Genomic DNA, 12223 nt, shown 5'->3' with positions numbered 1-12223 from the left:
AAATCTCTACAAAAGAGTTGAAGGTGTTATCCACCGTTAGTTATGCGCCCTGGTCATCGTGGTTAAGATCGAAGGCGGAGAGCGGCGTGGGCAATTTGCAGTGCAAAAATCCGACACTCCCTGCCCCCGGTAGATTCACCCTCCATAAACCTAACCCATGTCATATCTCCTTCACCACACTGCAAGGAGACCCGCCACGATGATCGGCTTCAAGAACACTCATAACCAGCCCATCTACGTGAACCGGGCGCAGGTCCTGTATGTCACCACATTCGAGGAGGACGTGTCGGTGATCGCGCTGGCCGTGGCCGGCACCGGCGGAAAACCGCTCACCATCCATGTGCGCGGCAGTGTCGAACTGGTCTCCTCCAAACTCTCCGCACCGCCCGCGCCCGCTCCGGCGCGCTGAGGCGCCGCACGTCGGCCACATCGGAAACGCTGCCGACCGGATCGACGGCGCCATCGCCGACATAAATCGAGCATCAATCACATTTTGGTGATCGCGCCCGCTTTCATCCCCTGAAAGCGACATAAGCGTCGTATTCCAATCGCTCCCCGTGGACGTTTGAGACCCTCGATTCAACAAAATCAATCACTTGATTCCGAGTTCATCCACCCCTTTGCAGATCGTGCGATCCTTCACCCGTTCCATCGCGGATACACCGGGAGGCGTCCCGGCGAGGTGGAGCCGGCGCGGGGCATGAGGAGCAGACGCATATCCTCATGTCTCGGGTTCGCGGAAACTGGTTCTCCTCCGGCGACACGGGGGAAATGCTTTGGCGGTCAAACGCCAGAGCATTTCTGAGGCCCGAAAGAGCGCGCCGGGCGTGCCTGTGCGGCACACATGATGGCCGGTCGATGGGTAACCGTCGGGATGGCTTTCGCAGAGGAACCGAAGTCGCGGGCATAAACCGCCGAAACGGGACACGGCGCGTGTCATTTCATAATTTCAGTCAGCGGCACAAACCGTGTCCCGGCCGAAATTTTTCGAAAACGCACTGGCACCAAGGGAGGAGTCTGTCCGCAGGACGGCGCCTCCTGCGGCCCGTCCAAAACATCATCCATCATCCAACAGCAGAAATCCGATCAGCGAAAGGAGAATGCCCGATGAGCCGTTATTCCCCGGAGGACCGCCTCACCATCGCCCGGCGTGTCGCCGAAATGCTGGGGCTGCCGCACATGGCCTGCCGCCACCGCCGATGCCGGCGCGAGGGCGGTTGCTGGTATCATTTCCAAGGCAGCAAACAGCCCTGCTGCCTCGACACCCTGAATGCCAGGCAGCGCGCGTTCTTCGAGGAAGTCCGCGCCGATACCGAACATGTCGCCAGCAGTTGGAGAGTTCTCATGCTGCCGCACTGGACCTCCTCCGTCACCGAGGAAGTGCGTGAACTGGCGGTCGAGATCGTCCACAGTCTGGTGGCAAAGGCCAATCTTGACCGTTATGCCGCCTGGCGGCGCAAGCGCGCCCTGGAAATGGCGCCACGGCCGGCCAGGCCGGTACCATCGCCCGCGCTGCCGCCAGTGCCGCCCGCCCGCTCGGAGCCGGATTGGCAGAAGCCGGATTGGCCGGAGATGGGGTTCGAGACCGCCGAGACGACTGTCCCGCTGATCAGGGTGTTGTGAAGGTGGCCGGGAAGACCGTCTTGCATAGACGCCGCGCCCGGTCCTTCGCTAAGGCTCGGAGCGTTTCACGCTCAGAACGCGCCACTGGCGCGTTTTGCCGGGCAGCGCCCGTCACGGCCTGCCCGGCCACTCGCTTTGGCTCGCGGCGTTCGTTGCTGCAATCGATTCACTGGATCGATTGCTCGGGCTTACGCCCGACCGCCGCGCAAGCCCGGCCCTTCGCTAAGGCTCAGGGCGTTCGCCGCTCAAAACGCTCCACTGGAGCGTTTTGCCGGGCTGCGCCCGTCGCGGCTCACCCCACAAAAGCCCGTTCGATAACGAACTCGCTCGGCTTGTTATTGGCGCCTTCGGTCAGGCCGGCGCGTTCCAGCCGTTCCTTGGTATCCTTCAGCATCGCCGCCGAACCGCAGATCATGCCGCGATCGATGGCCGGATCGAGCGCCGGCACGCCGAGATCGGCAAACAGTTTTCCGTTGTCGATCAGGTCGGTGATGCGGCCCTGGAACGGATAGTCTTCGCGGGTCACGGTCGAATACAGCTTCAGCTTGTCGCCAACGATTTCGGACAGGAATTCGTGGTTCTTGATCTCTTCGACGAGATCAAAACCGTATTTCAGTTCCGCCACTTCGCGGCAGGTATGGGTGAGAATGACTTCCTCGAACTTTTCATAGGTGTCGGGGTCGCGGATCAGGCTGGCGAACGGCGCAATGCCGGTGCCGGTCGAAAACATGTAGAGACGCTTGCCCGGCGTCAGCGCATCCAGCACCAGCGTACCGGTCGGCTTCTTGCGCATCAGCACCGTATCGCCCGGCTTGATTTTCTGGAGATGCGAGGTCAGCGGACCATCCGGCACCTTGATCGAAAAGAATTCCAGTTCCTCGTCCCAGGAAGGGCTGGCGATGGAATAGGCACGGTAAATCGGCTTTTCGCCCACCATCAGGCCGATCATCGCAAACTCGCCCGAACGGAAACGGTAACCCGCCGGACGCGTCATGCGGAAGCGGAACAGGTGGTCGGTATAATGCTCGACCGACAGCACGGTCTCGGCAAACACGCCGTCCGGGATCTTTGGTGCAAACTCTTCGGGCTTGGTGGGAGCGTTCATTATGCCGGTCTCGTTCGTCATCGTTCGCGGCACCAAAGCGCCGCCTCCAACCCCACCCAACAAGCGAGGCACATTCATCGTTCTCGGAATTATACCAAAACGATCAGGTTTCAAAGCCGTCAGCTTGTCACGCCTGCTCCGCAGTCAGCGCACGACGACGCCAGCTATAACCCTGCCCGGCATCCGCCGCCTTCACCGCCGGCTGGTAATGCTCGGAAATCCCCGGCAGACGCCCTTCCGAAAGGCGTTTGATCGCCGTCGCATTGGTCACCGAAACCGTATCGATCCCCACCCGCAGCATCAGCGGCACCTGGTCGATCAGCACATCCCCTACAGCCCGCAGCTCGTTGCGATAGGCCAGACGGTCGCGCAACAGCGAGGCCTGCGAAAACGCCCGCCCGTCGCTGAAAGCCGGAAACGTCACTGCCACGATCTCAAGCCGATAAAGATAGGGCTCCAGCTTCGCCACATCATCGGCCGGATACAGCACGACGCCGAGACCGACATCGTTGCTCTCCTCGGCCTTTTCGATCAGCGCCGCCAGCGGCAGCAGAACCTTTTGGTCCTCACCTGCCTTCACCTCGTCGGTCTCGATTACCCAGGGATCACCGTCGACAAAACCGCTCTCACGCCAGATTTTTGTGGTCGTCGCCATGGATCAAGCCGCCTCCGCCTTGGCATCGCCATAGAGCGCATCCTTGAAAGGCTGCGGCCCGACACGACGATAGGCATCCAGAAAGATCTCGTCCTTGGAAAGCCGCAGACCCAGATAGGTATCGACGATCGTCTCGATCGCATCCGTCACCTTGGACGGTTCAAAACCGCGTCCGATGATTTCACCGATCGACGTATGCTCGTCACCCGAACCGCCCAGCGTGATCTGGTAAAGCTCGGCGCCCTTCTTTTCGACGCCCAGCAAACCGATATGGCCGACATGGTGGTGACCGCAGGCATTGATGCAGCCCGAAATTTTTATCTTCAGCTCACCGATTTCCGCCTGCCGTTCCGGTGCGCCAAACCGCGTGGAAATCTCTTGCGCAACCGGAATGGAGCGGGCATTGGCCAGTGCGCAATAATCCAGCCCGGGACAGGCGATAATGTCGGTGATCAGCCCGGCATTGGCGGTTTCCAGCCCCTGCGCCACAAGCGCGCGGTAAAGCGGTTCCAGATCGGCCAGCGCCACATGCGGCAGGATCACGTTCTGCTCATGGCTGATGCGGATCTCGTCATTGGCGAATTCTTCCGCCAGATCGGCAATCGCATCCATCTGCACGTCGGATGCATCGCCCGGAATGCCGCCGATGGGTTTCAGCGAAATCGTCACCATCCCGTAATCGGGATGTTTGTGCGGACAGACGTTCTGATCGACCCAGCGGGCAAAACCCTCGTCCGATTTTTTCCATGCAGCCAGCTGCGCCCAGCCTTCGGCACGGGCCGGCAGAGCCGGCGGCGCAAAATAGGCGGTAATCGCCTCGATATCGGCAACCGGCAGCGTCAGTTCCGTACCAGCCAGATGGGCGAACTCCGCTTCCACCTGCCGTGCCAGTTCTTCCGTACCGGTCTCGAGCACGAGGATCTTGATGCGCGCCTTGTATTTGTTGTCGCGACGGCCATGCAGGTTGTAAACGCGCATGATCGCGGTGATGTAGGTCAGAAGATCGGCTTCGGGCAAAAAGTCCTTGATCTTCTTGGCAATCAGCGGCGTGCGACCCTGTCCGCCACCGACATAAACGGCAAAACCGATCTCGCCGGCCTCGTTCTTCTTCAGATGCAGGCCGATATCGTGCACCTGAATGGCAGCGCGGTCGCGCTCGGCACCGGTCACGGCGATCTTGAATTTGCGCGGCAGGAACGAAAATTCCGGGTGAACCGACGACCACTGGCGCAGGATTTCCGCATAAGGGCGCGGATCCGCCACTTCATCGGCGGCGGCCCCGGCAAAATGGTCAGCGGTAACGTTGCGAATGCAATTACCCGACGTCTGCAGCGCATGCATTTCGACGCTGGCCAGTTCGGCCAGAATATCCGGCGTGTCCGACAGTCTTGGCCAGTTGTACTGGATGTTCTGACGCGTGGTGAAATGCCCGTAACCGCGGTCGTATTTGCGGGCGATGTGCGCTAGCGTGCGCATCTGCTTGCCATTCAGCGTGCCATAAGGAATGGCGACACGCAGCATATAGGCATGCAGTTGCAGATAAACGCCATTCATCAGCCGCAGCGGCTTGAACGCATCCTCGGCAAGCTCACCGGACAGGCGACGCGATACCTGATCGCGAAACTGCTCCACGCGGTCGGCAACAAAGGCATGGTCGAATTCATCGTAACGATACATGACGGTCTCGGACTAAAATCAGACTGCGATGAAGGCCGGGTCAGCGATCCCGAAACCGGCGGCGTATTTCATGGTCGGGCCTTGGGCACGAATGCGCTCACGCAGGCGAACCGGCCAGAGCTGGCCATTGATCTCTTGCACATCGACCACGGCGACATCGACGACGCGATTGTCGGCAAAATCACGCTTGCCGATCGCTTCCAGCGAGGCGACAGCTTCCGCATGGCGCGCCACCAACGCATCCTGCAGGCGTTCGGTCCAGCGGCCGGTCGCATCCAGCCAGACGGCAATGCCGTCGGAAAGGCGGTTGGCAGTCAAAACCTTGTCGGTCATTGTTTTGATCCCATTCCTTCACGCGCCGCGACGATACCCACCGCCAACGGCTCGGACTTTTCCAAATTCGCGCCAGCCACAGCATTGCCGATGATCACCATGACGGGGCCTGTCAGTTCATCGCGCAGTTCCAGATCCGGCAGATCGGAGAGACGGCCATGAAACAGGCGGCGATCCCGACGGCTGGCATTTTCAATGGCCGCCACATGCGTGTCGGGCGACAGGCCGGCTTCGATCAGGCGGTCGGTGACGGAGGCTGCCACCGTGCGGCCCATATAAACGGCAACGGTGGCGCCGTTCACCGCGAGGCTCGCCCAGTCCGGCAATGTGTCGCCGGTCAGGTCGTGACCGGTGGTAAAGATCAGCGAGGTTGCGACACCACGCAGCGTCAGCGGCAGATCGAACTCAGCGGCAGCAGCAAAAGCGGAGGTGATGCCCGGCACGATTTCGTAGGAAATGCCTGCCTTGCGCAGCGCGTCCATTTCCTCCGCCGCACGTCCATAAACCAGCGGATCGCCGGATTTCAGGCGCACGACACGCTGGCCGGCCTTGCCAAGCTCCACAAGGATGTCGTTGATCTCACCCTGCGTCTTAGAATGCGCGTTCTTGCGCTTACCGACAGAAATGCGCTCGGCATCACGACGCCCCATATCGACGATCGCCTTCGGCACTAGCGCGTCATACACGATCACGTCTGCTTCCATAAGAACGCGCTGAGCGCGCAACGTCAGAAGGTCCTCGGCGCCCGGACCAGCCCCCACCAGCCAGACATGGCCGGAAACGCTGTTATCGGCGGAAAGCAGTGCATTGGCGGTCCGGCGAGCAGTGGCTATATCACCGGCATCGACTGCGTCGGCAACGCTTGCGGAAAAGAACCGGCGCCAGAAAATGCGACGAGCAACGCCACGCGGCACCAGCTTGTCGGCGGCATCACGGTAATCGGCAGCCAGCGATGCAAGCCGACCGAGCGAGGGCGACAGCATCTGATCGATGCGAGCGCGGATCATCTGGGCGAGAACCGGCCCCGCCCCTTCCGTGCCGATGGCAACAGCAACCGGCGCGCGGCTGACGAGAGCCGGTGTGTAGAAGTCGCAATAGTCGGGCTGATCGACGGCATTGGCCGGAATGCGGCGTGCGCGAGCAGCATCGACAATCTTCCGGTCAAGCGCATCATCGCCGGTGGCAGCAAAAACCAGCGTCGCACCGTCGAGAAGCTCGGGAGAAAAATCGATATGATGCGTGGCAATCTTTTGCTCGGCCAGAAACGCCGCGTAATCGGCTTCAGGCTCGGCCGCGTAGGCTACGATCGCCGCATCCGTATTGGTCAGCAGCCGAACCTTCGCATAGGCTTCATCGCCATTGCCGAACACGACAACAACCTTGCCACTGACGCGGAAAAAGGCGGGAAAAACATTCAGACGTGCGTTTTCACTGCTCATTGCCAACTCATCGATTAACAACTGCAATTTATCGCGATCCTTACGCTCTTTTGAAGCAAAGGACGTGCGAAGAAACCTGAACACCGACATTTTCCTACTCCGCATCCGCTCGACATGAGCAAAAGCAACCGCCTCCCTTACCGGCATGTGACATTGGCGTGAAGGCGGGCGGGCGCTTTTCTCGACCTTTTGCGGCCTTGCGATGTCGCGGTCGGTTTCCCGACAACAGAAAGAACCGCTCGCAAACGTCCGCCTTCAGTCAACCAACACTCAGCACAAACTTTTCCACCGCATTACATGCCCCCACATCAAAACGGCTGCATACTTGTCGGCGACGTGCTTTAAGGTGCCGGACAACAGACGGAGTTCCAACCATGGCCAAGGCTTCGAAAAAAGACACTTCAAAGACCTTGGCATCGCGCCTGCTCGAGGTCATCGAGCATAACATCCTGCCCCTGACGGCAAAAGGCGTGGCCGCCGGCAACAAGGTCTTTGGCGCAGCCATCCTGCGAAAGTCGGATCTGTCGCTGGTGATCGCCGAAACCAACAACGAAACCGAGAACCCGCTCTGGCATGGTGAGATCCACGCGTTGAAGCGTTTTCATGAACTGTCCGAAAAATTCGACCCGAATGAACTGATCTTTCTCTCTACCCATGAACCCTGCACGATGTGCATGTCGGCGATCACCTGGGCCGGTTTCGACAATTTCTATTATTTCTTCAGCCATGAAGATTCGCGCGATGCCTTTGCCATCCCGCACGACCTGAAAATCCTGAAAGAGGTTTTCGGGCTTGAGCCGGGCGGCTACCGTCGCAACAACGCCTTCTGGCATTCCCATTACATCGGCGATCTGGTGGAGACCGAAGACAAACCGCTGCGCAAGCAGCTCAAGGAGCAGACGGCGCTGATCAAGTCGATCTATGACAGCCTGTCTGGCCTCTACCAGTCCGGCAAGGCCGCGAACGACATTCCGCTTCGCTGAACAAAGACATACGCAGGACCCCAGACATGGAAGCATCCAAGGACATTTCCCGGCTGATCGAAATCATGGAGGCGCTGCGCCAGCCAGAGACCGGCTGCCCGTGGGACATCGTCCAGACGTTCGAGACGATCAAGCCTTACACGATCGAGGAAGCCTACGAGGTGGCTGACGCGATCGAGCGGCGGGATATGGACGATCTCTGCGAGGAACTTGGCGACCTTCTGCTTCAGGTCGTCTTTCATGCCCGCATTGCCGAGGAAGCAGGCGACTTCGCTTTCGGCGATGTCGTCGAGGCCGTGACCAGAAAGATGATCCGCCGTCATCCGCATGTGTTCGCCCGGTCCGATGCCGACACGCCCGCGGCCGTGAAACTGCAATGGGACGCCATCAAAAAGCAGGAAAAGCAGGAGCGCTCAGAGCGCAGAGCGAAACGCGGAATCACCGAGGACTTCAAGGCCGGCCATCTCGGCGGCATCCAGCGTAGCCAGCCGGCATTAACGGAAGCGCTGAAACTGCAGGAACAGGCAGCACGCGTCGGTTTCGACTGGTCGGAAGCAGAGCCGATCCTCGACAAAATCGAGGAGGAAATCAGCGAATTGCGCGAGGCGCTGAAGGCCGGCAAGCCGGAAGCGGTGGCCGACGAGCTGGGAGACCTGATTTTTGCACTGGTCAATATCGGCCGCCACGTGAACGCCGATCCGGAGAATGCATTGCGCGGCACCAATACGAAATTCCGACGCCGATTCAATCATATCGAAACCTCTCTTCACGCATCGGGCGAGACGCTGGAAGCGGCAACACTCGAGCAGATGGAAGACTTGTGGCAAGCCGCCAAGGCCATCGAGCGCGAGCTGACGTGAGCCGGATAGGTCAAGACAGGTTTTCCCCATGAGATTTGAAAAACTGGATATCGCCATTGCCGGCGCGGGCATGGGCGGACTGTCGCTGGCTGCGATGCTGGCCAGCCGCGGCGCCAATGTGGTGATCTACGACCAGATGACAGCGCCGCAGCCGGTCGGCTCCGGTTTTGTGTTGCAGCCGACCGGCTCGGCGGTGCTTTCGCATATGGGCCTGCTGGACAAGGCAGCCGCGCGCGGCGCTGTCATCAATCGCATGCATGGCAAGCTTGCCGGCACGAACAGGACGGTTCTGGAAATCGGCTATGGCGAGGATCGTCACGGTATCGCCATCCAGCGTGTGGCTCTGTTCGACATATTGCTCGAAGCGGCAATTGCCGCTGGCGTCAAATTCGAGACCTCTTCGAAAGCCTTGGACATGCGCGATGGTGAAAGACCGGCGATCGTGCTGGATGGCGGACGCGTGGCACCGGCGGCCGATCTCGTCATCGATGCGATGGGCGCGAATTCGCCGCTCGGCCACGTTCCGGCGAAGGAACTCGGTTACGGCGCGCTCTGGGCAACCGTGCCGTGGCCGGAAGAAGGCCCCTTTCATCCGCATGAACTGGAACAGCGTTATCACCGCGCCAGCCGCATGGCCGGTGTATTGCCGGTCGGCACGGCAAAAGATGGCGCCCCCAGAATGGCGACGTTTTTCTGGAGCCTTCGGAACCGCGACATCGACGCCTGGCGATCCGCTGGACGCCACGTCTGGATCGAGCAGGTCGCAAAAATGTGGCCCGAGACCGTGACCTTTGCGGAGATCGCCGAACCGGTGCATGCCCGTTATCGCCACCACACCCGCAAGCCGATCGCTGGACGGCGTGTCCTGCGCATTGGCGACGCATGGCATGCGACCAGCCCGCAACTTGGACAGGGTGCCAACATGGCGCTGCTCGATGCCGCGTCGATGATGACTGCACTAGAGAATTCGGCATCGCTCGAAGACGCCCTCGCCTTGCATCTGCGTCAGCGCCGGATGCACATCTGGTTCTACCAGCTGACGAGCTATGTCATGACGCCCTTTTACCAGTCGGACAGCAACATCCTGCCGGTCGTCCGCGACATTGCCATCGCACCAGCAACCCAACTGCCGCTGATGCGACAACTGGTCAGCAAACTTGTCACGGGCGAGTTTCTCGATCCGGTTAGGCGGATTGGCCTAGTTTAGCGCGTCGATTGATAACCGATCGCAGAGAGTTGCTGCTTGAAATACCAGAAGCCACCGGCGGTCAGCAGAGCAACCACCGCAAACATCACCCAGCCCAACGCCGTCAGCGTCTGCTTTTCGGCATTGCGGTAGTTGAGCCGCTCACCATAGAGCGCAAAACCGAGACCAAATATCAAGGAGGCGGGAACGAGCAGGAATGCATTCGGCTGATAATTGACCTCGGATACGCCCGACCAGGCTTTTTCCAATGGTCGAAGCACACCATGCCAGCCGAGAACCATGCCGATCGCCAGCAGCACAACACCCATCAGGCGGATCTTGAGATCGTTCATGCTATTCCCGGAAAGCCGCCCGCGGTCGCCATTAAAAAGAAATGCCCGCGCCATCTTGCGACACGGGCACCTGTGATTCGTTGACGTTGCGGCATGCCGTTACGTCAACGCTCCCAATCTTCTTTTTCCGGCTTGGCGCCGTTGCCGAGCTTACGGTCCAGTTCCGCCGCCTGCGCCTCGGACATACGAACGTCCAGCGTTACCGATCCGTCCTCGTTGTCCTTGCGCTCATCAATGATGGCATTGCTGTAGACCCACGAGACCAGCGCCAGCTTTTCCGGCGGAATGGTCACCGATGTCTCGGTCAGCACGCCCGACAAGCGGCGGGAAATCTCGTCCATCAACGGATCGACGCCCTCGCCCGTAACCGCGGACAGCGCCATGATATTGGCGCGACTGGCGGCACGTTCCGTCAACGCATCATGCGTTTCCGGCTCCAAGCGATCGATCTTGTTCCAGACCTCGATGATACGCTCTTCGCCTTCCTTCTCGCCAATGCCGAGATCGTCAAGGATGCGGAGAACGTCAGCCGATTGCGCGGCATTGTCCGGGTCGGACATATCGCGCACATGCAGAATGAGGTCTGCTTCCAGCACTTCTTCCAGCGTCGCGCGGAAGGCCGCAACCAGATGCGTCGGCAGGTCGGAAATGAAACCGACCGTATCGGAAAGAATGACCGTGCGGCCATGTGGCAGTTTCATGCGGCGAAGCGTCGGGTCAAGCGTCGCAAACAGCATGTCCTCGGCCAGAACACCGGCGCCGGTAATGCGATTGAACAGCGTCGACTTGCCGGCATTGGTGTAACCGACCAGTGCCACGATTGGATGCGGCACCTTGCGACGCTTGGCGCGGTGAAGCTGGCGGGTGCGCACCACCTGCTCAAGCTCGCGCTCAAGCTTGATGATCTTGTCCTGCAGCATGCGCCGGTCGGCCTCGATCTGGGTTTCACCCGGACCACCCATGAAGCCCGCACCACCGCGCTGGCGTTCGAGGTGGGTCCATGAGCGAACCAGACGGCCCTTCTGGTAATTCAGGTGCGCAAGATCGACCTGCAGCGTGCCTTCCTTGGTGGAGGCGCGGCGACCGAAAATTTCGAGGATGAGGCCGGTGCGGTCGATGACCTTGGCGCCCCATTCCTTCTCGAGATTGCGCTGTTGTACCGGAGTCAGCGGATGATCGACAATGACGAGACCGGCGTTCTTTTCATCGAGAAGCGCCTTGATCTCTTCGATCTTGCCGGTGCCGATCAGCGTCGCGGGTCGCGGCTGGTTGACACCAACGATCAATCCCTGGGCAATTGTCAGATCGATGGCGCGGGCAAGGCCCATCGCCTCTTCCAGCCGCGCCTCGTTGGAGCGCTGTGGCTGGGCGACGATTGCCGCATCCGATTGGGCAGCGCGTGAACGCACCTGTTTGAGCACAGGAACGAGCACGACTGCGCACATGTCATCCCGGTGCTTGTCAGCTTCCGGGATGAGAGATTCATTCGAGGTATCGCGCGTTGTGATGTCTAAATGTCCTATCAGGCCGCGTTTTCTTCGGTCTCGAACATCTGCATCGGCTGGCCGGGCATGATGGTCGAGATCGCGTGCTTATACACGAGCTGGGAGTGTCCGTCACGGCGAAGCAGCACACAGAAGTTGTCGAAAGAGGTGACAACGCCTGTCAGCTTGACGCCATTGATCAGGAAAATGGTAAGGGAAATTTTCTGCTTACGAACGGTATTGAGGAAAAGGTCCTGCAGATTCTGAGAACGTTCCGCCATGGCGCCGCTTCTTTCTTTCTTGCCGGCCTGTCGCCGGAATTCTTGTTCATACCCTGAGGTGCACGCCGTCCCACCCGGAATCGGTCGCCACCGCTCATTTGTGCATGTTTCCCGAGCGAGATCGAGTCAGGGCTCAGGATGACATGCGCAAAGCGAGCGGGGAGATGCAGTTTTGCAACTCCCTGTCCCCCGGCATTGGTTAGCAAATCGGGATGCGCTCCGCAATCGGCAAAACAACGTATGC

Annotated in this window: 13 protein-coding genes; 5 read left to right on the top strand and 8 right to left on the bottom strand. The window is 59.9% G+C overall.

Going from position 1 to position 12223, the window contains the following annotated elements; all coding sequences use genetic code 11:
* Positions 1-199: 199 nt before the first annotated feature.
* Together GAO09_RS06095 and GAO09_RS06090 are read left to right on the top strand one after the other, a co-directional pair.
* Entirely contained in the window at positions 200-409 is a 210-nt protein-coding gene (locus GAO09_RS06095; RefSeq protein ID WP_153353157.1) for a hypothetical protein, read from the top strand.
* A gap of 698 nt (positions 410-1107) precedes the next feature.
* A complete protein-coding gene (locus GAO09_RS06090; RefSeq protein WP_153353156.1) occupies positions 1108-1623 on the top strand; it encodes a hypothetical protein in 516 nt (171 codons plus the stop codon).
* Between the two features lie 292 nt (positions 1624-1915).
* Here GAO09_RS06090 and GAO09_RS06085 read toward each other — a convergent pair whose 3' ends face one another.
* From GAO09_RS06085 to cysG, 5 genes are all read right to left on the bottom strand, one after another.
* Positions 1916-2728: a ferredoxin--NADP reductase gene (locus GAO09_RS06085; protein ID WP_153353155.1), complete on the bottom strand. Its 813-nt coding sequence runs from the start codon at positions 2726-2728 to the stop codon at positions 1916-1918.
* Between the two features lie 127 nt (positions 2729-2855).
* Complete coding sequence (locus GAO09_RS06080; RefSeq protein ID WP_153353154.1) at positions 2856-3383, bottom strand: DUF934 domain-containing protein; 528 nt, start codon at positions 3381-3383, stop codon at positions 2856-2858.
* Between the two features lie 3 nt (positions 3384-3386).
* Positions 3387-5060, bottom strand: a complete 1674-nt coding sequence (locus tag GAO09_RS06075; RefSeq protein WP_153353153.1) for a nitrite/sulfite reductase — start codon at positions 5058-5060, stop codon at positions 3387-3389.
* Between the two features lie 18 nt (positions 5061-5078).
* Complete coding sequence (locus GAO09_RS06070) at positions 5079-5393, bottom strand: DUF2849 domain-containing protein (RefSeq protein ID WP_153353152.1); 315 nt, start codon at positions 5391-5393, stop codon at positions 5079-5081.
* Positions 5390-6832 carry a siroheme synthase CysG gene (gene cysG / locus GAO09_RS06065; protein WP_153353151.1) on the bottom strand — a complete coding sequence of 481 codons (1443 nt, stop codon included), beginning with the start codon at positions 6830-6832 and terminating at the stop codon, positions 5390-5392. The genes GAO09_RS06070 and cysG overlap by 4 nt, the downstream gene beginning before the upstream one ends.
* A 374-nt stretch (positions 6833-7206) precedes the next feature.
* Between cysG and GAO09_RS06060 the strand changes: the two genes are divergently transcribed.
* From GAO09_RS06060 to GAO09_RS06050, 3 genes are read left to right on the top strand one after another with little or no spacing between them, the layout of a single operon-like run.
* A complete protein-coding gene (locus tag GAO09_RS06060; protein ID WP_153353150.1) occupies positions 7207-7815 on the top strand; it encodes a nucleoside deaminase in 609 nt (202 codons plus the stop codon).
* Between the two features lie 26 nt (positions 7816-7841).
* Positions 7842-8675 carry a nucleoside triphosphate pyrophosphohydrolase gene (gene mazG, locus GAO09_RS06055; RefSeq protein ID WP_153353149.1) on the top strand — a complete coding sequence of 278 codons (834 nt, stop codon included), beginning with the start codon at positions 7842-7844 and terminating at the stop codon, positions 8673-8675.
* A gap of 28 nt (positions 8676-8703) precedes the next feature.
* Entirely contained in the window at positions 8704-9882 is a 1179-nt protein-coding gene (locus GAO09_RS06050) for an FAD-dependent oxidoreductase (RefSeq protein ID WP_153353148.1), read from the top strand.
* On the opposite strand, the gene GAO09_RS06045 is transcribed toward GAO09_RS06050, so the two are convergent.
* The 3 genes from GAO09_RS06045 to hfq all read right to left on the bottom strand — a co-directional run bounded on the left by GAO09_RS06045 (position 9879) and on the right by hfq (position 11979).
* The gene (locus tag GAO09_RS06045) at positions 9879-10214 is read right to left on the bottom strand and encodes a hypothetical protein (RefSeq protein WP_153353147.1); all 336 of its coding nucleotides are present in this window, start codon (positions 10212-10214) and stop codon (positions 9879-9881) included. The two genes, GAO09_RS06050 and GAO09_RS06045, sit on opposite strands and share 4 nt — an antisense overlap.
* 104 nt (positions 10215-10318) lie before the next feature.
* Positions 10319-11659: a GTPase HflX gene (hflX, locus tag GAO09_RS06040; RefSeq protein WP_153353146.1), complete on the bottom strand. Its 1341-nt coding sequence runs from the start codon at positions 11657-11659 to the stop codon at positions 10319-10321.
* Positions 11660-11736: 77 nt separating this feature from the next.
* Positions 11737-11979 (bottom strand): RNA chaperone Hfq, encoded by a 243-nt coding sequence (gene hfq, locus GAO09_RS06035; protein ID WP_007757453.1) that lies wholly within the window; start codon positions 11977-11979, stop codon positions 11737-11739.
* Between the last annotated feature and the right edge of the window lie 244 nt (positions 11980-12223).

It is taken from the genome of Endobacterium cereale (assembly GCF_009617585.1).
Classification (GTDB): domain Bacteria; phylum Pseudomonadota; class Alphaproteobacteria; order Rhizobiales; family Rhizobiaceae; genus Neorhizobium; species Neorhizobium cereale.
Note: the sequence above shows the minus strand (reverse complement) of the source record. Positions and strands in the feature narration are given on the sequence as shown.